Source organism: Pontibacter ummariensis (genome assembly GCF_900188175.1).
GTDB lineage: Bacteria > Bacteroidota > Bacteroidia > Cytophagales > Hymenobacteraceae > Pontibacter > Pontibacter ummariensis.
The window spans coordinates 346,819-368,191 of record NZ_FZOQ01000002.1; the positions used below are offsets into that span (position 1 = coordinate 346,819).

Annotated in this window: 20 protein-coding genes; 11 read left to right on the plus strand and 9 right to left on the minus strand. The window is 50.4% G+C overall.

Annotated elements, in window-relative coordinates; genetic code table 11:
* Positions 1-37: 37 nt before the first annotated feature.
* The 4 genes from CHB92_RS03530 to CHB92_RS03545 all read right to left on the minus strand — a co-directional run bounded on the left by CHB92_RS03530 (position 38) and on the right by CHB92_RS03545 (position 5,904).
* Complete coding sequence (locus tag CHB92_RS03530; protein ID WP_089317782.1) at positions 38-2,908, minus strand: T9SS type A sorting domain-containing protein; 2,871 nt, start codon at positions 2,906-2,908, stop codon at positions 38-40.
* Between the two features lie 553 nt (positions 2,909-3,461).
* Entirely contained in the window at positions 3,462-4,154 is a 693-nt protein-coding gene (locus tag CHB92_RS03535; RefSeq protein ID WP_089317783.1) for a LysE family translocator, read from the minus strand.
* Positions 4,155-4,512: 358 nt separating this feature from the next.
* The gene (locus tag CHB92_RS03540; protein ID WP_089317784.1) at positions 4,513-5,076 is read right to left on the minus strand and encodes a hypothetical protein; all 564 of its coding nucleotides are present in this window, start codon (positions 5,074-5,076) and stop codon (positions 4,513-4,515) included.
* A 75-nt stretch (positions 5,077-5,151) separates the two neighbouring features.
* A complete protein-coding gene (locus CHB92_RS03545) occupies positions 5,152-5,904 on the minus strand; it encodes a hypothetical protein (RefSeq protein ID WP_089317785.1) in 753 nt (250 codons plus the stop codon).
* A gap of 139 nt (positions 5,905-6,043) precedes the next feature.
* Between CHB92_RS03545 and CHB92_RS03550 the strand changes: the two genes are divergently transcribed.
* The 4 genes from CHB92_RS03550 to CHB92_RS03570 all read left to right on the plus strand — a co-directional run bounded on the left by CHB92_RS03550 (position 6,044) and on the right by CHB92_RS03570 (position 10,175).
* Positions 6,044-6,805 carry a hypothetical protein gene (locus CHB92_RS03550; protein ID WP_089317786.1) on the plus strand — a complete coding sequence of 254 codons (762 nt, stop codon included), beginning with the start codon at positions 6,044-6,046 and terminating at the stop codon, positions 6,803-6,805.
* Positions 6,806-6,884: 79 nt separating this feature from the next.
* A complete protein-coding gene (locus CHB92_RS03555; RefSeq protein ID WP_245842266.1) occupies positions 6,885-7,130 on the plus strand; it encodes a hypothetical protein in 246 nt (81 codons plus the stop codon).
* Positions 7,131-7,437: 307 nt separating this feature from the next.
* A complete protein-coding gene (locus tag CHB92_RS03565) occupies positions 7,438-8,808 on the plus strand; it encodes an NAD(P)/FAD-dependent oxidoreductase (RefSeq protein WP_089317788.1) in 1,371 nt (456 codons plus the stop codon).
* Positions 8,809-8,819: 11 nt separating this feature from the next.
* Positions 8,820-10,175 (plus strand): 4Fe-4S binding protein, encoded by a 1,356-nt coding sequence (locus CHB92_RS03570; protein WP_089317789.1) that lies wholly within the window; start codon positions 8,820-8,822, stop codon positions 10,173-10,175.
* Between the two features lie 81 nt (positions 10,176-10,256).
* On the opposite strand, the gene CHB92_RS03575 is transcribed toward CHB92_RS03570, so the two are convergent.
* Positions 10,257-10,502, minus strand: coding sequence for a hypothetical protein (locus CHB92_RS03575; protein ID WP_089317790.1), 246 nt, complete (start codon positions 10,500-10,502; stop codon positions 10,257-10,259).
* Positions 10,503-11,035: 533 nt separating this feature from the next.
* Between CHB92_RS03575 and CHB92_RS03580 the strand changes: the two genes are divergently transcribed.
* The gene (locus tag CHB92_RS03580) at positions 11,036-11,653 is read left to right on the plus strand and encodes a TetR/AcrR family transcriptional regulator (RefSeq protein WP_089317791.1); all 618 of its coding nucleotides are present in this window, start codon (positions 11,036-11,038) and stop codon (positions 11,651-11,653) included.
* 278 nt (positions 11,654-11,931) lie between these two features.
* On the opposite strand, the gene CHB92_RS25715 is transcribed toward CHB92_RS03580, so the two are convergent.
* The 3 genes from CHB92_RS25715 to CHB92_RS03590 are packed head-to-tail and all read right to left on the minus strand — an operon-like array spanning position 11,932 to position 14,310.
* Positions 11,932-12,069 (minus strand): hypothetical protein, encoded by a 138-nt coding sequence (locus tag CHB92_RS25715; protein WP_179222947.1) that lies wholly within the window; start codon positions 12,067-12,069, stop codon positions 11,932-11,934.
* 19 nt (positions 12,070-12,088) lie between these two features.
* A complete protein-coding gene (locus tag CHB92_RS03585; protein ID WP_089317792.1) occupies positions 12,089-13,246 on the minus strand; it encodes an iron-containing alcohol dehydrogenase in 1,158 nt (385 codons plus the stop codon).
* Between the two features lie 50 nt (positions 13,247-13,296).
* Positions 13,297-14,310, minus strand: coding sequence for an NADP-dependent oxidoreductase (locus CHB92_RS03590; RefSeq protein WP_089317793.1), 1,014 nt, complete (start codon positions 14,308-14,310; stop codon positions 13,297-13,299).
* A 363-nt stretch (positions 14,311-14,673) separates the two neighbouring features.
* Between CHB92_RS03590 and efp the strand changes: the two genes are divergently transcribed.
* The 6 genes from efp (at position 14,674) to CHB92_RS03620 (ending at position 20,538) form a co-directional block, all read left to right on the plus strand.
* Positions 14,674-15,237 carry an elongation factor P gene (efp, locus tag CHB92_RS03595; RefSeq protein WP_089317794.1) on the plus strand — a complete coding sequence of 188 codons (564 nt, stop codon included), beginning with the start codon at positions 14,674-14,676 and terminating at the stop codon, positions 15,235-15,237.
* A gap of 3 nt (positions 15,238-15,240) precedes the next feature.
* Positions 15,241-15,729, plus strand: coding sequence for an acetyl-CoA carboxylase biotin carboxyl carrier protein (accB, locus tag CHB92_RS03600; protein WP_089317795.1), 489 nt, complete (start codon positions 15,241-15,243; stop codon positions 15,727-15,729).
* A gap of 129 nt (positions 15,730-15,858) precedes the next feature.
* Entirely contained in the window at positions 15,859-17,205 is a 1,347-nt protein-coding gene (gene accC, locus CHB92_RS03605) for an acetyl-CoA carboxylase biotin carboxylase subunit (RefSeq protein ID WP_089317796.1), read from the plus strand.
* Positions 17,206-17,293: 88 nt separating this feature from the next.
* A complete protein-coding gene (locus CHB92_RS03610) occupies positions 17,294-18,244 on the plus strand; it encodes a DUF6340 family protein (protein ID WP_089317797.1) in 951 nt (316 codons plus the stop codon).
* Between the two features lie 108 nt (positions 18,245-18,352).
* On the plus strand, positions 18,353-19,450 hold the full coding sequence (gene lepB / locus CHB92_RS03615) for a signal peptidase I (RefSeq protein ID WP_089317798.1): 1,098 nt from the start codon (positions 18,353-18,355) through the stop codon (positions 19,448-19,450).
* 221 nt (positions 19,451-19,671) lie between these two features.
* Positions 19,672-20,538: a sugar phosphate isomerase/epimerase family protein gene (locus CHB92_RS03620; RefSeq protein ID WP_089317799.1), complete on the plus strand. Its 867-nt coding sequence runs from the start codon at positions 19,672-19,674 to the stop codon at positions 20,536-20,538.
* A 185-nt stretch (positions 20,539-20,723) separates the two neighbouring features.
* Here the strand turns inward: CHB92_RS03620 and CHB92_RS03625 are convergent, their stop codons facing one another.
* A complete protein-coding gene (locus CHB92_RS03625) occupies positions 20,724-21,302 on the minus strand; it encodes a DUF3109 family protein (RefSeq protein WP_089317800.1) in 579 nt (192 codons plus the stop codon).
* Between the last annotated feature and the right edge of the window lie 71 nt (positions 21,303-21,373).

A 21,373-nucleotide genomic window follows, 5' to 3' on the forward strand; every position in this document is an offset into this window, starting at 1 on the left:
GACGCCTTACCATGGTTGGGGCAGTTCAATCCTTCCCTTATAAAGCAGACTTTACAAATCGAAGCATGTGTGTTCCTTCTGCTGTGCGCAGCTGCAAGAAGTAAAGGCCTTCCGGCAGCGAAGAGACATCTATGGAAAAGCTGGAATTGTTTGCTTGCCCGTACCTCTTGTGGAGCAGGGTCGTTCCTGCCAGATTCAGTACAGTATAATGCTGAACATCCCTGCTTTCCAGGTTTGCTACCTGCAGTGCATCCTGCGTCGGAACGGGATAGGCTTTAAAGGCAACACCATCGCTACCGACATTCCTTACACTTTTAATGGAAGAATAGGTGCTTGTACCATCAAAATCAATTTGTGCTAGCCTGTAATAGACAGTGCCACGGGGTATGTTTGTGTCAGAGAAAGTATATTGGTGAGGTATTGCCGAAGTGCCAGCCCCTTTTACCCGGCCTATTGTTTTAAAGTGCTTCCCATCGGTACTTCTCTCGACATGAAAGTGGCTGTTGTTCAACTCCGAGGCGGTTTCCCATTCCAGGGCTACTGCGTTAATCCCATCAAGCGAAGCATGGAAACGTACCAACTCTACCGGAAGCGGGGTAATGGTCCTGATTAACACCGGGTTGTCATTGGCGATACTCGTATTGTAACGGACCTTGTCATGAGCATTGTTCAGCTCATAAATTCTAAACCAATACGCCGTGCCCGGCTCCAATCCTGTTATCGTCAAGGAGTTTTTGCTGTCCCCACCCCTGTACATGGCCTGCTCTCCTTGCGATCTATAAACGTTGCCCGTTACCTTTACTTCTTCCCCGTCCGCTGGGTCTGTAAAGTCGTTCTCGGTGTTTACCTTCACTACCCGGCCTGTTCCGTTTCCATTCGTCCAGGCAATAGTGATTCGTTCGGCACCCACATAGGTTCCATGAATGTCATGCGCCTGTTCCGTAGGAGCGGCCGGCAAGGTCGTAAATTGTACTTCGTTTCCATAGGCAGTTCCCGAGCTGTTGGTGGCATAGGCCCTTACATAGTAAAGGGTGTTCTGCTCCAGGCCATCCATCCTGCTGCTAAAGCTTTCGCTGCCGCTTCCTTCCGTTGTGCTACCTGCGTTTTCCTCCAGACTTGGCCCGGGAACTGGACTCCACACGATCCCTTTGGCTGTGATCGGGGACCCGCCGCTAGATTGGATAATGCCACCACTAACGGCACTAGCGGCAGTAACATCGGTCACACCCGCGGTTGTGAGCACGGGTTTGCCGACAACACCGGTACCATTTACCAATACCTCGGTTTTACTAAAGCCGCCAAACACTGTTTTACTGCTCAAGGCAATCGCATCATCATACACCTGCGCAGAAGCAGGTACAAAACGCACCATTATAGTCGCGCTGACAATTCCATTCTCTGGGCTTAAGGTGACAGGTTCACTGGTAAAGCCCTCTTCACCAACTACAGACAGTTCAAAACCGGGGGGAGGCACAATCGTTACATCGCCTTGGATCCCCCGCCCCACCAGCATAAACAACTGCGGGGCCGACTCCTGCCCTACACTTACCTCACCAAAGGACAGGGCGGAGGGAAACACGACCAGTCCTTGTAACTCTATTATAACTGGTTCACTCATACCCACTGCCCCACAAGGGCTTGTTGCCGTTGCGACAAGGTAATAGGTGCCGGGGCCCGGAAAATCTGTAGGGTCCACCGTATAAGAGCTGCTCGTAAGCCCGGGGATGGTATGATCATAGGGGCCATCAGCCGAGGTCGCGTACTTCCAGGCATACGATGACTCTCCGGGTAAAGAGGAGCTTGCCGTAAGTGTATTACCTTTTCCGTTAGGATAGCTGATTGTCTGCGCATTGACCGGTGTAACCTTCACCTCATAAGGGTAAACAACACGAAGGTCAGCGCCATACGGAATGCCGTATCTCAGCGGTTCCGTGTTCAGGACCCGGATGCGGTACCCGGTCCCGCAAGGTGTGCCTGCCGGTATCCGGGCCTGTACTACGCCTGTTGCCGCCCCACTGGTACCAATGATGTTTTCGTCCAGATCCATGGAGAACCTGCCGTTCCTGTCCGAAAGCTGTGCTTTCCAGATACCGGTAAAAGTGCCGTTATAGGTATAGGGCACCTCAAAGGGTTTGCTTCCGGAGATTTCGGTGACCTCATACTGGGTTAAGCTAGGTTGTAACGTGGTGATCTTGGGGAGGTGGGTGGGGATAGGGGTTGCTGTGGCCACGACCCTGTCGATGAAAAATTTAGGCCGGTTGCCCGTGTCCCCACCCGGCGTGGTGACCAGATAAAACCGCACCCGGGCGTCTGCTTTTCCATCAAACGCAGCAGGTAGCTTTACCTGAATTGTTCCGCTGGCAGGGGTATAATTCGCAATGGTTACAGCACTGTTCGGCAGGTCTACGAAGGCTCCCCCTGGGCCTGTGTTTGTCTGCACCTTGAAAAGGGCCTGCCTGTTACTGCCGGTGTTCCCGTTGTTTCTGGACTCCCACTTTACATCAATAATACCGGCAGTGGTGCTCGTAAAGTCGAGGTACAGGTCAAAAGCTGCAGCATTCTCGCCGGCTGTTGTACCTGTTGCCAACAGCATAATGCCTCCTGCCCCCTTTTGCACCCCGCCTGTAAAACCATTGGTAAACACACCTGTTTGGTTTGGCGCTGTGGGCAGTGCTGTGAAAGGGGCTGATGCCACCCCATAATGACTCGCCCCTGCCCCGCTCTGGAAGTTATTTCCCCAATTACTGATATTATCGAAGCTTTCGTAGTAATCTCTGTTCGCTAGAGAAAACGGGACCGGTGCACTTTGTCCAAAACCCTGCCCCGAGGCAAGTAGAAACAGTGCTAAAAGAAACAGGCAGTATTTGGCAAGGAGTTTAAAAACATGGTTGAGGTACAAGTGTTTCATAAGTTTGTTTTATTACAATAAGCACATATTATAATAAAACGCTGTGTTCCTCAATCAGTTACACGACACCATCTTGCACTATTTAAAGCCGCTATGCTTATCTTTCGTTTGTCCAAAGCCTGCAGAAAGCGACACACCTTTTTCTCCTCATATAAGAAGAGCTAAAGCAGTACATTTTATCAGCACAACTGCGAAGCATTTGGGTCTAATTTCAGGCTTTACCCGAATACAACAACGATATGGATGGCAGGGTAGCGTGGGGATGCAAGGAACAGGGAAAACCAGCTGCAGCTATACCGAATGCGCAGGCAGGAAGAGAGTCTTTTGGGGATACGGAAGCAAAATGATTACTCTGAGGCAAAACAAAAAGCCGCAGCATAAACATACGCTACGGCTTTTCTCAGATGGAAATTTATGTATATGTACCGCCTTCCCGAACGATTTGTTTCAGCGTGCCAACACTTTAAGAGCTCTCATCAGATAGGAAGAGAGTTTGAGAGAGGCGCTAACAGGCAAAAGGTAGAGGGCTGAGACAGTATTGTTTCAGCGCAGCTTATTGCAGGCTTTTCGTCTCAGCCTGCTTTTCCAACATGCTTTCACTGTCTTTTAACTGGATGCCGTTGTTAAACTCTAAATGCTGAAAAACCTGGTAGGTGCCGATACTGACAATCAGCAGGCCCATGGCAAACTTAACTTTCCCCCAGTGCTGCAGTAGCTTGCTTTTTTCCTGGAGCAGCAGCCAGGAAACCAGGGCTAAGGTCAGGAAGCTGGCAAATTCGAAAGTCAGGATATCGATAACATACTTCATTGTGGACGTTTCCTTTGTATAGGCCTTGATGACCTGCAGGAAGCCTAGGTAAATAAAGGGAATAGCCGGGTTGCTTATTCCAACCAGGAAACCTTTCTTATACAGGGAATCTACGCTCAGCTCTATCGCATCGCCGCTGTCCTTCCTGCTTTTAGCAATGATGATGCCCCCCCAGATAATAAGTACAAAGGAACCGATCAGGTAAACAAGAGCCTCCACTTCTTTGCTTAAGGTAAGGAGGTTAATGATTAAAAGGGCTACAAAGGCATAGAAGAACTTTGTCGTCATTAATCCTCCATATACCTGCAAGGCAGCCCTTTTCCCCTCCTTGATGCAGGTATCCACCACAAAGAAACGGGCAGGCCCGGTGGGAATTCCCAGCATAATTCCAGCCAAAACGGAAATAAGCAAGGTGGCAAGCTCTCCTGATTCAAACATACACTTTTAATAAAATAGGAATTGCCACAGCACCTCAGACAGCACTTTCATTTAACAGATGCGTGCAGGTGGTAGCAGCAAGTAGCAAGACTATAACGCTCAACCCGGGCAAACGTTCCAGAAAAGTGCGCTAACAAGGTATCCTGCACGAGGTCTTAGATCTTGGCATGAGAGTAATGACAGGTTTTAATTTACCCCCAGCTGTTGTTACAGCGAACGGAAAGTACTTTAGCTCCTAAGCATTTCAATAACCTGTCTGTATTTTAAGGGGTTTATCGTCCCGCACAAAAGTAGAAATGGCCAAAGCAAGGTGAACTGCTCTGGCCATTTCTACTTACACTTTATCTTGAAGGAAATCTTAACGGTTGTATCCGCCAAAATGTCCGTAGTAATGTGTACTCACATCATTCGGATCCCCATAACGGTCGTCGCCGAACTCTGAGAATCCGCCATCACTGCTGTACCCTCTGTCATGCCGGAACCCATGGTTACCACGGCTATCGAAGTCGCGGTAGCGGTCGCCTTCCTCGGGGTTGTCGTAGTTCGGGTTATAGCCCATCTTATACGTGTAGTTACGAGGGCGGCCAGCATAAGGACCTTCCTGGTAAGGGAAATACTCTACCCTGTCCAGGTCGTTCTCGGCGCCCCGTGGTAAACCGTAATCTATTGATCGGGGCTGGTAAGTATAGTTGCTCGTATCGTACATTTCGCGGTATCGGTCATCGTGGGTGCCCGCTCTACCACCTTCACGACCGTACTGCTGGCTTTTCTGCAACCTGTAATGCTCTCCCGGCTCGTTGTAGGTATCGCCCAGGTGGGCGTGCTCACGCCCATGGAAGCGCCAGTGCCGGTGGTTATTATGCCCTTCCTGTCTATAGCTGCGGCTAAAGTTGCCGTAATTCATATCTCTTTCGTTTCGCATAGCTTCTTTTTATAAAGGCGGCACCAGCTTTGGGTGCCGCTTGAATTATCAGATCATTTTTTAGGGAAGAGGTCTTTAGCGCCTCTCGTCCCGGTTGCGGATGTTCCTGTCACGGTCGTCCGGGCGGCCAAAACGGCGGTTGTCTCTGTCCCAACGCTCCATGTTGCTATAGTACTGCCCTTCGCCATAGTGCGGTACATCGCGGCTGTAGTTACGCGCACCATAGCTGGAGCTGTAATCGTTGTCATACATATCGTTGTCGTGCTCGTACCGGCGATACGACTCATAGTCACTACGCGACCCACGCGACCAGTTGCTCTCGTCCTGGCCTCTGCGTACGTCATGTCCAAAACGTTCATCGGCTAGCCCATAGCGGTAATCCGGTCGGCCTTTTTGCCGGAGGTCGTCATAGTCCCTGTCGCTGTAATCCACGTTTGGGTCATACTTTTTACCAGCGTTTAATCCTTCGTCTCCGATATAAGTCATACCAAAAGGATTATCCTCGCTAAAGCTACCTCTGTTACCACGGGTATAGTCATCCCCTGCATAAGTAGCGCCGCCTGCCTGGAAGCGCCCCTGTGGGTACATCTGGCTTTGGTCGGCGTTGCTGTTAAAGCTGTTGGTATCACCGTACTGGCTGTTAGCATTATCGCCATAGCCCCTGTTAAAGTGCGAGTCCCGCACATAGTTTCCGCGATCAGAGTTCTGCCCGTGGTGATGCCCGTGCGCCCAGCGCGGCTCCATGTCTCTGTTTCTGTCGTTTCTGTTTCTATCGTTGTCCCGGTTAAAGTTACCGTAGTTATAGTTGTCTCTTCTGTCGTCTCTCATAGTTATCAGTTTAGTTTTTGGATCGTAATTACCTTTTTGTACGGATTCGAGTAGGCAATAGGTTAATATCCTCATTCTCTGACCCTAAACCCAAGGTGAATTCATGCGTTAAAAAAGTATAACCAAAACCTGAACAAACATGGACAGAACAAACTGGAATGATAGAAGAGACTACGATAGGGATAACAGAAGAAATAACAGAGACCGGGGAAACGACTATTGGAGCCAAAGTCGCCCTGTAGATGAGGACAGATACCGTGGCTCTTACCGGCTGGATAATTCGAGCGAGGACCGAAACGAATCGACCTGGGACTGGAATGAGCGCCGCAATAATGGCAACGGAGGCCGTGACAACTACAACAGCAATTACAACCGGGACTACAACCGAAACTATAACAACGACTACAACCGCAACTACAACGGTGGCAATCGCATGTCCGATCGCAGCAACTTCGACGACGATTATACCCGTGACAGCCGTTACCAATATCGCAGCGATAGCGGAGACAGCCGTAACTGGGATGAGCAGTACCGACCAAACAGCGGTGGCTACGGCACGCGTTTTGGCGGCAACCCTAACGGAAGGAATGCTGATATACGAAGCGTCAGAAGCCGCATAGCGGATGAGGACAGATACGGCACGAGCAATTTTAATGGGGACTACGGGCCAGACAACTATGGTACGGGCAGAGGCGACAATTACGGAAACATGGCGGGTTCATTAAGCTATGGCTATGACGGTACCAGCAACTATGACCCTGACTGGAATCGTTATTATGAGCCACAGAGCGGAGAGCGCCGCAGTTATCATGGCAATTATACCAGCCGCCATCCTGAACGCAGCCAGTATCAGAACAACGCTAGCCGTAACCCATCCGATCACGGCAGAGATCGCTATTAACAAGAGGCGGTAAAAGGACATCAAGCAGGGAGACTAACCTGGCCTCCCTGTTTTTTTAAAAATTTAAAACATAAGAACCATGAGCAACAACAATAAGAATAAAGATATCGATAAGCTAAAAAACGAAGACGTTAATAAAACGATCAACGAAGGAAACTCTGTTCCGAATATTCATCCAACTGCCCAGAAGCAGGAAAAGGTGGATGAAGAAGAACTACTGAAAGGCAAGGTGGGCGGAGCCCCTTCACAGAAAAGCGGCAGCCGGGGCAGTGCCGACGTGCAGGACGGTGGTACGGACGTTGGCAGCAGTGCCGGTAGCCACTAAAACTTACAGAAAGCTAAAAAGAGAAAGGCTGGTTTTGCACCAGCCTTTCTCTTTTCCCTAAGACCGACTGTGGTATGTTGGTCTAGCAAGCTGTCATTAATATAAGAAGGCTCCCTAAACTGGTCCCTTTCGTCCCCAACCGGTTCGCCTGCCTTTACTCCCCAAGCAAGCAATGCCCTCGCAAGTCCAACAATAAAGACCATATCAAGTATATTTTAGCGTTCTTTGTAAAAGGACCGGAGGGCATAAAGTTTTTCCTTTGCCTTCAGGCGCAATTCTAGTTAAACAGGCCTTCAAAACATCAAACATGCAGGAAGAGCAGCATTTGGTTATCATTGGCAATGGCATCGCCGGTATAACGCTTGCCCAGCAGGTGCGCTTCGGCAGTAAGTGCCGCATCACGCTGGTGTCCGCCGAATCAGCGACTCATTTTTCGCGCCCGGCCCTGATGTACGTGTACATGGGGCACCTCCGTTACGAGGACATCCTGCCCTACCCGGGCTGGTACTTTAGAGAGAAAAAGCTGGAGCAGCAACATGACCGGGTGCTGAGGATAGATGCACAGGCCAAAACACTACAACTGCAAAGCGGCGAGCGCCTCAGCTACGATGTGCTGGCCATTGCCTCCGGCTCTGTGGCTGCCTTCTATAACTGGCCGGGGCAGGACATCGCGGGCGTACAAGGTTTGGTAAGCCTGCAGGACCTGGAACAGATGGAGGAGAACACCCAGGGGATTCAGGAGGCGGTGCTGGTAGGCGGCGGCCTGATTGGGGTAGAAATGGCAGAAATGCTGCGTAGCCGGGGCATTGCGGTAACCATACTGGTACGCGACAAGCTTTATTGGAACAGCGTGCTGCCCGAGGACGAAGCCCGTCTTGTAACGAAGCACATCCAGGAACATGGGGTGGAGCTATTGCTGGAGGATGAACTGCAGGAGATCTTACCAGATGCGCAGGGGCGCGTACAGAGGGTCAGGACAAAGCGCGGGAAAGAACTCCCCTGCCAGTTTGTAGGCATCGCCACCGGTGTAAAACCCAATGTCGCCTTTCTAGAGGAATCTGGCCTGGACCTGGACAGGGGCATCCTGGTAAACGAGTACTTCGAAACAAACCTGCCACAGATTTATGCCCTGGGCGACTGCGCCCAGTTTCGGCAACCAGAGGCAAAGGCCCTGACAATAGAACAGCAATGGTACTCGGCCCGCCTGCATGGGGAGACCCTAGCGAAAAACCTGCTGGGCAAGCGTAGTCCTTACCGCCGTGGCCCCTGGTTTAACTCCGCCAAGTTCTTTGACATTGAGTACCAGGCTTACGGGTTAGTACCCAGTGCGCTAGGGGATGAACTCGACTCGCTGTACTGGCAACACGAGGCGAAGAAAAAGTCTATCCGGCTGATTTATAACCGGCAGTCTGCGGAACTGAGAGGAGTAATTCTTTTAAGCGTACGCTACCGCCACGACCTTTGCCACCACTGGTTACAGAACAAATACACGATTCACGAGGTTATAAAAGAAATCTCGGCCGCCAATTTCGACCCCGAGTTTTTCCAGCGCTACGAGCAAGAACTACAGCGACAGTACCTGAAACGCTTTCCGGAAAAAACAGCGCCAGCCAAACCCGGTAACTGGTGGAAGCTACGGCACCGCTTCGGTTTGTTTTCTGACACTGAAAACTGCTAAAACAGTACAACATGCACACGACTACCTCTACATATACCCCACCCTTTAACTCAGAAAGTTCCGGAGGTGCCTTAAAAACCATTGGCCTGTTACTTGTAAGCTTAGGCTTACTGGCACTGCTGGTAACGGTTTTCAGTATAGACGCCCTTCCCACTGCTGTAACCGGGCTGGGAGGTACTGCCGCCGTAACGATAGGAGCCCTGCTCTGGATCTGGGTAACTAGAAACCAAAAATCAGTGGCGGGGCAAAACGACGGCGTTTGGCAAAATGGCATGACCAGCAGAGGCACGATTGCCTGGGTGCTGGGCGTGGTGCTGACGGGCTTTTATGTGCTGCTGTACTGGTACCCGGCAGCCTTGCAAGGGCTTATTGAAGCAATGGACCCACTCAGTCTGTGGCTCCGGGACAGGCCTGCTGATCAGTGGTTTTTGTACGGCACCTTCTATACCCTCGCCATTCTGATCATGGGGGTCCATGCGCTGCTCAAGTACCGCAACAGCCAGTACCACATCATCCGTACACTGTCTCTCATGTTCTTTCAGCTGTGCTTTGCCTTTCTGATACCGGCACTGTTGCTTTTTTTGAATGAGCCGGAATTTTACTTCAACTATTTCTGGCCCCTCAAGTACGACTACCTTTTCCCGAGCACCATTGATTACCTCATCGACAACGGTGCTGCGCTGGGCGTGTTCATGGTGTTCTGGGGAACCCTGTTCACTTTCATCGCCACCCCTATCCTGACCTATTTTTATGGCAAGCGCTGGTACTGCTCCTGGGTATGCGGCTGTGGCGGACTCGCCGAAACAGCCGGTGACCCCTACCGCCATTTGTCAGACAACAGCCGCAAGGCCTGGCGCTGGGAAGTTGCTATTGTTTACTCCGTGCTGGGCTTTATTATCCTCACCACACTGTTGCTCTGGCTTAACTCCTGGAGCGGCGGCAGCATTTTAGGAGGGCTATCCTGGGGCTTTTCGGCTACCTATGCTTTTTTTATCGGGGCTATCTTTTCCGGTGTGGTGGGTGTCGGTTTCTATCCGCTGATGGGCAATAGGGTGTGGTGCCGTTATGGCTGCCCAATGGCGGCCTACCTGGGGATACTCCAAAAGCACTTCTCCCGCTTCCGCATCACGACGAATGGAGGGCAGTGTATCTCCTGCGGCAATTGCTCTACTTACTGTGAGGTGGGAATCGATGTACGCCATTACGCGCAGCAGGGAAAACCGATCATCCGGGCTTCCTGCGTGGGGTGTGGCATTTGTGCCCATGTGTGCCCCCGTGGGGTGCTAAAGCTGGAGAACGGCCCCAAAGAAAAGCGCTACGCCGCCACCCCCCTCATCAAGCGCGACGAGTTGCACATACTCTCCTAGTCAAAACAGACTGACTAAAAAAAGAAGAAGCCACCCGTGGGTGGCTTCCGTTTTCAGAGGTATAAAAGTAAAACGTTCTGATTATTGCAACTCTTCCTGCTCCATATACTCCCACATGGCATCTTCGCTCAGCCCATGCTTTACGGCATAAACCAACATGGTAGTATATACCCCGATCAGCAGAAGGCTCAACGGAACAGAAAAGACAAAGGAAACAATAAAAGTCTTGATTGGATCTGCCTTTGATTTCATTTTCGTGGATGCGTACCAAAAAAACAAAACGTTGAAAATACCTGACAGGGCCACGAAATTAATGATGTCCACCATGGAGAACCAGTTAAATGTTGTTTAGCGTAAGAAAACCTGCATGTACTTGTGTAAGCTCTTTCCGTTTATTCCGTACCACTTCGCAGCTATTCGCGTCAGTATTTAATTGCACCTTTCAGGAAAGTACTTGACACAAAGTAAAGGGGTATGAGGCAAAAGTCAAGCCACTTAAACGAAATATTTTACAAAAAGAAGCAACCTATATTATAGCAAATAAGCTATATATCAGTGCAATTAGTGTTACCGCATAAGCTCCGGGTGCAATCGGTGCTCCCCCATTGCTTTAAGGGATATTGGGGAAAATGTACTCCCAAGTCTTCAGGATTATCCCTGGCTGGCAACAGCCCTTTCCACCATAACTGTGCTATAAGCCACTCCAGGGGCGCCAGAGGAATAGTTCATGTTACACCATTCTTTTTATATAGGATATTAGACGCAAGTTTTTAAATTTGCTCAACTGCAGTAGCTTCCTTGCCTCGAAAGAGGCTCAATTTTCGAGCTGCAGGAAACTAAACAGAAAGATTAAGTTTCCTATGGAAGTAACAGTAAGCCCTCGCGATAAAATAATTGCTGCGGCACAAGCGCTTTTCTTCTCCGTTGGCTACAGCAAAGTGCTAATGGCTGATATTGCGCGTCAGCTGGGCATGAGCAAGAAAACGCTCTACCAGTATTTTTCCGGAAAAGAGGAATTGCTAAGCATGGTGATTCGCGCCCATGGGCAGGACATACAGCAGGAAGTGGAAACAATATTGGCAAACAACACCCTTGATTTCCCGGAAAAGGCCCGGCAGATCTTCAGCTATGTGGGCACTAAACTGCACGATATTAACCCTTCCTTTGTAAAGGACATCAAGAAGAACGCCCCCGCTGCCTGGCAGGAACTACAGCAGTACAAGGCCGATGCAGCTTTTCTGCGCTTTAACGCTTTGCTGGAAGAAGGTGCCCGACAGGGCTATATACGAAAAGATGTTCCGCGCGCCATGGCCGTTCTGCTGTATGCCAGCGCCCTGGAAACCATTCTGAACCCCTCCTTTACGCAGCAAGTTCCGGAAGAACTCATGAACCAGCTGCCACAGACTCCTGAAACCGTGTTTGAGAGCCTGGTAAAGATCATCTTCACTGGCGTGATGGATGGCAAGGCACATACTTAGGCTTCCAGGAAAAAAAGCTTCTGGATAGAACGAAAAAATACCCACACTAAACGTGAGGGTACAGTGCTAACCTGGGCCGCACGTAGCGTTATGCTGCATGCCCTATTTTTAGACATAAGTGATCCTAGTTCTCTTGCTCAGCTGCTATAAAAGCCAAAAGCACGTGTAACAGAACTTTGCCTTTCCATACTAACTTGTTCATTTCGTACAGGATTTATAGTTCAAGAATGTAAGGATGCCAGCTTCAAAGCCTATTTAACGGGAATCTTTAGGCATGGTTATGCTTTAAAGTGCTCTTTCTTAAATTCTTTCTGAACTACGACATAAACACCCTGCTCTTCAAAGCGCATTGCCTTACCATGAAGCGGAAGAAATAAAAAAGCCTTTGCAGCAATTGCTGCAAAGGCTTTTTCCAATGTTCCTGTTATTCCAAGCTTATAAGCTCATCGTCAGGATCTGCTGCACGTCTTCTACCTGAATATCAGCACGCTCGCCCAGGTCCTTGACACCCCGCTCCTGGAAGCGCTGCACAATTCTCCGAATCGTGTCTTCCCCCACCTGGTAGTCAGAAAGGCGGGTGTTGATGTCCAGCGACTCAAAGAAGGCGATGGTGGCCTGTATCGTCGCCTCAATGCATTCATCCTCTGTGCCGGCATCTACGCCCCATATGCGCTTGCCGTACTGCAGCAGTTTTTCTTTCTTGGTCTCACTCTTGTAGCGAAGCAGAGCCGGTAGCACTACAGCCAAAGTACGGGCGTGGTCTATCCCGTGCAGGGCAGTCAGTTCGTGCGCTATGTAGTGGGTGGCCCAGTCTGTAGGCACCCCTACCCTAATCACACCATTCAGCGCCATCGTCGCACTCCACATGAAGTTTGCCATGGTATCGTAATCCCCAGGGTTCTGCATGGCTTTAGGCCCCTCCTCTTTTAGCGTCAGCAAAATAGACTCCGCCATCCGGTCCTGCAGGGGCGCGTTCACGGGATAGGTAAGGTACTGTTCCAGTACATGCGTAAAGGCATCCACTATACCGTTGCTGATCTGGCGCAAAGGAAGCGAAAAGGTTGTTTCAGGGTCCAGTACCGAGAACTTCGGGAAAGTGTGGGGGCTGCCAAAGGAAAGCTTTTCCTTTGTCTCTACCCTTGTGATCACAGCGCCTGCGTTCATTTCAGAGCCGGTAGCGGGCAAGGTAAGTACGGCACCAAAAGGAACGGCAGTCTCTACCGGGGCACGCTTCGACAGAATGTCCCATGGGTCGCCTCCCTCGAACGGTATAGCCGCCGCAATAAATTTTGTGCCGTCCACAATCGACCCGCCCCCAACTGCCAACAGGAAGTCGATGTTCTGGCGACGGGCAATCTCCACAGCCTGCATCAGCGTTTCATAATGCGGATTAGGCTCTATGTTACTAAACTCCAGCACCGTGTGTTCTTTCAGTGCTTCCATCACCTGGTCGTACACGCCGTTCTTCTTGATGCTGCCGCCTCCGTAGGTTACCATAACACGTGCCTCAGCGGGTATTTCTTTGCTGAGCTTGCTGATCTGTCCCTTTCCAAAAAGTATTTTGACAGGATTATAAAAAGTGAAATTGTTCATATCTAAATTTTAGTAAATACAACATGCCTGGCCTTCAACAGACCAGTGTCTTAAACTCCTCTGTCAGCGATTTTTACCAGCAGTTTCCCGGTGTTTTCGCCTTTAAAGAGGCCCAGAAAAGTTTCCGGCAGCTTCTCGAAGCCTTCTTTTACCGTCTCCTGGTACTGGAGCTTGCCCTCTTTCACCCAATCGGCCAGCTCCCTGGCAGCGGTGCCGAACTCTGCGGCGTAATCCCCCACAATAAAGCCCTTCATCAGGGCGCTGCTCCTTAACAGAAGCGGCTCTACCCGAAGCCAGGTTGCTGGGTGGGTGTTATTATAAAAGGCGATCTGGCCGCAAATGGCAATACGGGCAAACTTGTTCATCGACAGTAAGACGGCATCGGAGATCTCCCCGCCAACATTGTCGAAGTACACGTCTACCCCATCGGGGCAAGCCTGTGCTACAGCCTCCTGTAGATTGGCTGTGCTTTTATAGTTGATCCCCTCGTCAAAGCCAAGTTCATTTTTCAAGTAAGCAATCTTTTCGTCTGACCCGGCGATGCCCACCACGCGGCAGCCTTTGAGCTTGGCAATCTGCCCGACGACGGTGCCTACAGCCCCGGCAGCCCCGGATACCACCACTGTCTCCCCTTCTTTTGGCTGCCCGATGCGTAGCAGGCCAAAATAGGCTGTGAGCCCCGGCATGCCCAGGATACCCAGGTGATAACTGAGCGGGGCTACCTGCGGATTTACCTGGTTCAGTCCTTTTCCGTTGTGCACGATGTACTGCTGCCAAGGCAGGATACCCACCACCACCGCTCCTTGTGGCAGCGTATTGTTCTTGCTTTCCACTACCTCGGCCACCACGCCCCCTTTAAAGGGCTGGCCCACCTCATAGGGCGGGGCGTACGATTTGGCAGCACTCATGCGGCCACGCATATAGGGGTCCACTGAAATGTAGAGCGACTTTAGCAGGACCTCTCCCTCCTGTAAAGAAGGCAGGTCCTGTTCTATAAACTTAAAGTTATCTTCGGTTGGTGTGCCTTGCGGGCGACTGTCTAATAATATTGTCTTTGTTTTCATGCAACAGTATGCCTTGTTTGTTTTTAAATACACGCACAACTATCCGGGCGTGTTTTTGTTTAAATCTTTTTGTGGGTGCTTTACGACTAAAGAATGCCTCTTCAGCTTAGCCCCTCAGCTCCAAGTGCTTAGAAAGGTGCTCTAATTTTTCTTTAAAACAGGGGCTAAACAAAACAGGGGTTCCGCTTAAAACCGTAATCTATAGCATAAGAGAAGGTGTTCACAAAAAGCGGGTTTCCTACAGGTGCCTTGCTTAGGTTTCCGGTGCATCTTTAGCGACAATTCCGGGACTTTATCTAACTTTGCTTTGCATGACACAAAATTCGGATATACTTTTACCGCTTTATTAAGATATATACTTGTATGGCAACTACAGCTGATATTAAAAACGGCGTGTGCATTGAATTCAACAACGACCTCTATGTCGTTACTGATTTTCAGCACGTAAAGCCAGGAAAAGGTCCTGCCTTCGTGAGAACGAAGCTAAAAAACGTAAGAACCGGTAAGGTGATAGACAACACTTTCTCGGCCGGACACAAAATCACCACTGCCCGTGTAGAGCAACGCCCTCATCAGTTTATCTTTAAAGATGACCTGGGCTACCACTTCATGGACATGAACACTTTTGAGCAGGTTGCTCTGGACGAGGCGATGGTGCCATTCGCTGACCTGATGAAAGAAGGACAGGAAGTTACCATCCTTTTCCATGCCGAAACAGAAACCCCACTGACTTGCGAAATTCCTCCTTTCGTGGAGCTGACCATTACCTACACGGAGCCCGGCATTAAAGGCGATACCGCTACCAACGCCTCTAAGCCTGCTATAGTTGAGACAGGCGCTACTATTCAGGTGCCCCTGTTTATTGGTCAGGATGAAAAAATCAAAGTAGACACTCGTACCTATTCATACGCAGAGAGAGTAAAATAACACATGAAAGCTAAAGAAATCCAGGAACTCATCGACTTCATTGCCAAGTCCGGACTGAACAAAGTCAACATTGAAACAGAAGAATTCAAGATCTCGGTTAAGCGCGAGCCAGACCAGAAAGTGAAGTACGTTAGCGGTTCTGCTCCAGCTCCAGCCCCAGCTCCTGCTGCACCGGCTCCACAGGCTGCCCCTGCCGCCGCTCCGGCTCCTGCCGCTGCTGCGCCGCAGGCCCCTGCCTCTGACGAGAGCAAGTACGTGGCGATCAAGGCTCCTATGATCGGCACCTTTTATCGTGCCTCCAGCCCGGACACCCCTGTTTTCGCGAATGTTGGTGATGAAGTGAAAAAGGGCCAGGTGATCTGTATCATCGAAGCAATGAAGCTCTTCAACGAGATCGAGTCTGAAGTATCAGGTAAAATCGTGAAGGTGTTGGTAGACAATGCTTCGCCTGTTGAATACGATCAGCCGCTGTTCCTGGTAGATCCTAGCTAATACCATCATTTGAAAGTTTGAAAATGTGAAGATGAGAAAATGGAGATGACCTTTACGTACTCCGGTTTCTCATCTTTTACATTAAGAATTTCCGCATTTTTAAATCTTCAAATCTCCTAATCCGAATTTATGTTTAAGAAAATACTGATCGCCAACCGCGGTGAGATTGCGCTTCGTATTATCCGTACCTGCAAGGAGATGGGCATCAAGACAGTGGCTGTTTACTCCACTGCCGATAAGGAAAGCCTGCACGTGCGCTTTGCAGATGAGGCTGTTTGCATTGGCCCGCCCCCAAGTGCCCAGTCTTACCTGAATATACCCAACATCATTGCAGCGGCAGAGATCACCAATGCCGATGCCATTCACCCGGGCTACGGCTTCCTGTCCGAGAACGCTGAGTTCTCCCGCATCTGTGCCGAGAACGGCATAAAGTTTATTGGTGCCTCCCCGGAGATGATCAACGCCATGGGCGACAAGGCCTCTGCCAAAGACACGATGAAAAAAGCCGGCGTACCGACTATTCCGGGCTCCGATGGTTTGCTGAAGTCGATGGAAGAGGGCATTAAGCTGGCCAACAAGGTGAAATACCCTATTATCCTGAAGGCAACTGCCGGTGGCGGTGGCCGCGGTATGCGCATCGTGAAAAATGATGCGGAGTTTGCCAAGGCCTGGAACGATGCCCGCACAGAGGCGAAAGCAGCCTTCGGCAACGACGGCATTTACCTGGAGAAGTTCGTAGAGGAGCCGCGCCACATCGAGATACAGTTGATCGGTGACCAGCACGGCAACGCAGCGCACCTGTCCGAGCGTGATTGCTCTATCCAGCGCCGCCACCAGAAACTGGTGGAAGAAACGCCGTCGCCATTTATCACAGACGAACTGCGTGAGAAAATGGGGCAGGCCGCCATTGCCGGCGCCAAAGCCATTAACTACGAAGGCGTGGGCACGATCGAGTTCCTCGTAGACAAGAACCGTGACTTCTACTTTATGGAGATGAATACCCGTATCCAGGTAGAGCACCCGATCACAGAAGAGGTAATTGACTATGACCTGATCAAAGAGCAGATCAAAGTGGCAGCCGGCGAGAAGATCTCCGGAAAGAACCACTACCCTAAGATGCATGCCATCGAGTGCCGAATCAACGCCGAGGACCCGAAGAATGGCTTCCGCCCTTCTCCAGGTAAGATCACCAACCTTCATGTACCGGGTGGACATGGTGTGCGCGTAGACTCTCACGTGTATTCCGGCTACGTGATTCCGCCAAACTACGACTCGATGATCGCCAAATTGATCGTGAGCGCCCAGACGCGTGAAGAAGCCCTGGTGAAGATGAAGCGTGCCCTGAGTGAGTTTGTGATTGAAGGCATCAAAACCACTGTGCCTTTCCACCTGAAGCTGATGGATGACAAAGGCTTTAAGGAAGGAAACTTTACCACGAGCTACTTGGACGGATTCGACTTTAGCGCAATTCAGTAAAACAACACTATCAAAAGCCTCAGCCGAAAGCTGAGGCTTTTTTTGTGCCTGTATGCAACGGAGTTCGCCTCTTTTGTATCTTGTGTATATGAAAAAGAGCGCTCTTCGTTTTTTCCTGCTATGTGCAGTTGCACTGACCCAGTTTGGCTGTACCTCCCTCCTATACCTGGATAAAACCCAGCCTGCAGCGGTCTCCGTCGCTAATAGCCAGTGGAAAGTAGCGGTGCTGAACAGATACAACCCCGAGCTTCTGCCTTTTGAAAAGGATAAGAAGGTGGCCGTTTTTGCCGACGGGGTCCGGGGAGCATATGCCGGTGTGCTGGGAGCCATCGAACAGGACAGCACCTACCTGCTCGTTTATACCGACACCGCCAGCTTTAAGGCTGCAACAACACAGGAGCAGTTAACGCCGGCACAGGTGAAGGAGATTTATAGCCAGGCCCCGCACCACCTGCTCCTGTCGCTTGATGATTTCGACACCTTTTTTGAACAGACAACGGTACGAGAAGAGGCCGATAACGGCGAAGTTTCTAAAACAGCCTACTACACCCTCGTTGCAAAGTCCTCCTGGACCCTCTACGACAGTACAGGCGCGGTGCTGGACAAGGCAACCCTTACCCAGGAAGTGCCCTATCAATCCCGCGCCGTTGTCAGTGGCTTGCTGGCTATTGGACCGGCACTTAGCAAAGCAGGGCCTGTTGTAAACGAACTGGCATGGGAAACAGGTCTGTTTTACTGGGAACGCCTCTCCCCGCACCCTGTCACCGTAGCCAGGGCTTACTATTCTGCCCAGGACTTCTTTCCGGCAGCCATCCGTATGGCTGCCGGAGAATGGCAGCAGGCTGTTACCTTGCTGCAACCACTCACAAAGAGCCCCAAGCGGAAAGAAGCAGCCAGGGCAGCCTATAACCTTGCCGTAGTGTACGAAGCCCTGGGCAACCTGAAGGAGGCAAGGTACTGGGCCAATGAAGCGTTGCAAAAGCGAGACAAACGAGCCCCTTCTTTGTTAGCCGAACTGGAAAAGTTTGAAAGCCTGTAAGAACAGAAAGAAACTTTGGTTGAACAGAGCATAAATCAAAGCCTAGGTATAATTTAAAAGGACAGAAGGCAGTTATATATCATGTATGTTCTATAAACCATATGATATATGAAGCTACCGTTTAGAAAGAAAGCTCCCTCACGCAAAAGACAGGTACAAACGGGCGTACTCCGGCAATGGGGCGATGCGCTGATGTTTGCCGTGGTGGCTGCCTGTTTTATACGCTGGGCTACTTTTGAGGCCTACGCCATTCCAACCCCTTCCATGGAGAAGTCAATGCTGGTTGGCGATCACTTGTTTGTGAGCAAGCTACACTACGGTCCGCGCACGCCTATGACGCCCCTGCAGGTCCCGCTCACGCACCAGACGTTTTGGGGAATGCCCTTTGCCTCCTACTCCGATGCCCTACAAGTGCCCTCTTTCCGGTTTCCCGGTTTCTCAGAAGTACGGCGGAACGATGTCGTAGTGTTTAACTACCCGGCTGAGGAAGAGCACCCCACAGACCTAAAAACACACTACGTCAAGCGCTGTGTGGGCATCGCCGGCGACTCAATCGCCATCCGGGACATGCAGGTGTTCATTAACGGGAAAGCGGCGGACAACCCGGAAGAGCGGCAGTACCGATACTTTCTAAAGACAGACAAGGTACTGAACAAGGAGTTCTTTACAGACAGGAACATAACAGAAGCTTACCCTGGTGCAGACGGATACCTTCTGCATACTACCCCTGCAAAAGCCAAGGCGCTGGCCTCGCTCGAGATCATACAGGAAGTGCAGCTCCTGAAGGCAAAGCCAGGCGAGGCGGAGCCAGCTGTTTTTCCGCAGGCACCGGCCTTGTACACCTGGAACCAGGATAATTTCGGACCGGTCTACATCCCGCAGGAAGGGGCCACCGTGGCCATTACCCCACATACGTTGCCCCTGTACGAGAAGGTAATCCTGGACTACGAGCAAAACAAGAATGCTGTGGTGCGCGGCGGGAAGCTATGGATAGACGGCAAAGAGGTAAAGCAGTACACCTTTAAGCAGAACTACTACTTTATGATGGGCGATAACCGCCACAATTCCCTCGACTCCCGCTACTGGGGTTTCGTGCCCGAGGACCACATTGTTGGCAAAGCGGCTTTTGTCTGGTTTTCGGTGGACCCGACCGAAGAGTTGCCCGACAAGATCCGGTGGGGACGCCTGTTTAGCCTGATTGAATAAGTAACCCGGCAAGTGCTGCAAACAAAGGATTCCCTCCTCGCGTTATTCCCAACCACGGGGCGCAGGTTGAAAACAGCAGCCGAAGCGAGTGCACTCGCCTTTCTCATTATTAGAGAGTTAGGCTGGCCTGCTTCTCTTTAACATCACGGTAAGCTAAAATATATTCGTATATTAAACCAACAGTACTTCTCCAGAACAGCTAACGCACAAAAGCACTTCTTATGAGAGCATCCTTCTGTATGGCCCTGGTCTTCCTAAGCTTATGGTCCGGCTTTAAAGCATGTGCACAAGCAATACCCACGCTAGGCATGATTGCCTCCCTTGAGCAGGACAGTCTGCTTCATGCAGCTGGCTTCAGCTTTTTGGGCGAGTCAGTTGGAAAAATGCTCTCCCCCTCCTTGTCAGACACAGCGTTCTTGGTGAACAAGCAAAAGATAGCGAATGCCAAAACCAAGGTGTACGTGTGCAATGTCCTTTTCCCTTCTACTTTAAAGATTGCCGGACCTGAGGTAGATGAGGACAAAGTGCTGAATTACCTGGATAAGGTCTTTTTTAGGGCGAAACAGGCGGGCATTCCGGTAATTGTGCTGGGTAGCGGCGGGGCCAGAAGGTTGCCCGACAACTATGATTATGTGGCAGCCAAAACTGCGTTTACGGCCTTAGCACGTAAAATGGCCAGGGTTGCCCAGAAACATGGCATCATCCTCGCGATAGAAAACCTCAACAGCACGGAAACTAATTTCTTAACGACCCTGCAAGAAGCCGCGGATGTGGTAAAGGCTGTTGATCACCCTCATTTCAGATTGAATGCCGATATCTATCACATGATGAAGGAAAATGAGCCCCCTCACCATATTGTAGCGGCAGGAAACATCATCGTGTATGTAGAGGTAGCCGAAAAAGAAGAACGCACGCTACCAGGGGTAAAGGGAGATGACTTTAGGCCCTACTTCAAGGCATTAGAGACGATTGGTTACAAAGGGCCCCTATTTATTGAAGGCAGAGTAAACAACCCCAAAAAAGAGATCCCATTTGCCTATGACTACCTGACGAGGCAACTCCGTGAAATATATGCAGGCAGCAAATAGTACATCTTTTAGAAGGTACGTGGAAATGATTTCGTCCTAAATGCAGCTACAACTGGCATCAGAAAGCTACATTAGAAATAGCGAGAAGTGTAGACGTGAAGGAGCTTTTGCCGCTTGAAACAGTTGTTGAATAGCCGTAAAAAGCGAAAGGCCCTGCTATAGGGCCTTTCTTTAATTCTAGGTGCTTAAGCCTTTTCCGGCTGCTGCTCGTCCATTACCTGTTCTAACTCCTTATACCAGTCTTCGCCATACTTCCGAATCAGAGGCTCCTTCAGAAACTGATATACGCGCACACCCAGGTCCAGGCCAAAGTTACAGGCTGAACTACAGATACCCCAACGGTCGTAGTTCAAGGCCTCGAAGTCGTCGTACTTGGTGATGCGGATCGGGTAAAGGTGGCAGGATATAGGCTTCTTCCAGCTTATCTTGCCATCGTTATAGGCTTCCTCTATGGCACACTTCAGGGTCTTGTTCTCGTCGTAGACAGCATACACGCACTCCCGGTTGTTAATAGTGGGCGTAGAGTAGTCGCCTTCCCAATCCTTGATGTAAAGCCCCTGTTCCTCCACGGCCTGCTTGCCGGCACCTGTCATGTAAGGCTTTATCTGCTCGTAGCTTTCCTCCAGAATGGCCAGCTCCTCTTCTTCCAGCGGTGCCCCCAGGTCGCCTTCTACGCAGCAGGCGCCTTTACACTTCTCCAGGTTACACACAAAAAACTGATCACGTACATCATCACTGATCACGGTATTCTGCAGGACTATCATATTCTTAAAGACAAAAGATAAGGGACAAAAGAAGAAAGCCTTTCACCCACGATTACTGTTTAAAGAGAGAC

Bases quoted from the DNA above. Each gene is read 5' to 3' on its own strand.
- CHB92_RS03565 (WP_089317788.1), top strand. From the start codon at position 7,438: ATGCAGGAAGAGCAGCATTTGGTTATCATTGGCAATGGCATCGCCGGT.
- CHB92_RS03530 (WP_089317782.1), bottom strand. From the start codon at position 2,908: ATGAAACACTTGTACCTCAACCATGTTTTTAAACTCCTTGCCAAATAC.
- CHB92_RS03610 (WP_089317797.1), top strand. From the start codon at position 17,294: ATGAAAAAGAGCGCTCTTCGTTTTTTCCTGCTATGTGCAGTTGCACTG.
- efp (WP_089317794.1), top strand. From the start codon at position 14,674: ATGGCAACTACAGCTGATATTAAAAACGGCGTGTGCATTGAATTCAAC.
- CHB92_RS03575 (WP_089317790.1), bottom strand. From the start codon at position 10,502: ATGGTGGACATCATTAATTTCGTGGCCCTGTCAGGTATTTTCAACGTT.
- CHB92_RS03585 (WP_089317792.1), bottom strand. From the start codon at position 13,246: ATGAACAATTTCACTTTTTATAATCCTGTCAAAATACTTTTTGGAAAG.
- accB (WP_089317795.1), top strand. From the start codon at position 15,241: ATGAAAGCTAAAGAAATCCAGGAACTCATCGACTTCATTGCCAAGTCC.
- CHB92_RS03625 (WP_089317800.1), bottom strand. From the start codon at position 21,302: ATGATAGTCCTGCAGAATACCGTGATCAGTGATGATGTACGTGATCAG.
- CHB92_RS03580 (WP_089317791.1), top strand. From the start codon at position 11,036: ATGGAAGTAACAGTAAGCCCTCGCGATAAAATAATTGCTGCGGCACAA.
- CHB92_RS03535 (WP_089317783.1), bottom strand. From the start codon at position 4,154: ATGTTTGAATCAGGAGAGCTTGCCACCTTGCTTATTTCCGTTTTGGCT.
- CHB92_RS03540 (WP_089317784.1), bottom strand. From the start codon at position 5,076: ATGCGAAACGAAAGAGATATGAATTACGGCAACTTTAGCCGCAGCTAT.
- lepB (WP_089317798.1), top strand. From the start codon at position 18,353: ATGAAGCTACCGTTTAGAAAGAAAGCTCCCTCACGCAAAAGACAGGTA.
- accC (WP_089317796.1), top strand. From the start codon at position 15,859: ATGTTTAAGAAAATACTGATCGCCAACCGCGGTGAGATTGCGCTTCGT.
- CHB92_RS03590 (WP_089317793.1), bottom strand. From the start codon at position 14,310: ATGAAAACAAAGACAATATTATTAGACAGTCGCCCGCAAGGCACACCA.
- CHB92_RS03545 (WP_089317785.1), bottom strand. From the start codon at position 5,904: ATGAGAGACGACAGAAGAGACAACTATAACTACGGTAACTTTAACCGG.
- CHB92_RS03555 (WP_245842266.1), top strand. From the start codon at position 6,885: ATGAGCAACAACAATAAGAATAAAGATATCGATAAGCTAAAAAACGAA.
- CHB92_RS03620 (WP_089317799.1), top strand. From the start codon at position 19,672: ATGAGAGCATCCTTCTGTATGGCCCTGGTCTTCCTAAGCTTATGGTCC.
- CHB92_RS03550 (WP_089317786.1), top strand. From the start codon at position 6,044: ATGGACAGAACAAACTGGAATGATAGAAGAGACTACGATAGGGATAAC.
- CHB92_RS03570 (WP_089317789.1), top strand. From the start codon at position 8,820: ATGCACACGACTACCTCTACATATACCCCACCCTTTAACTCAGAAAGT.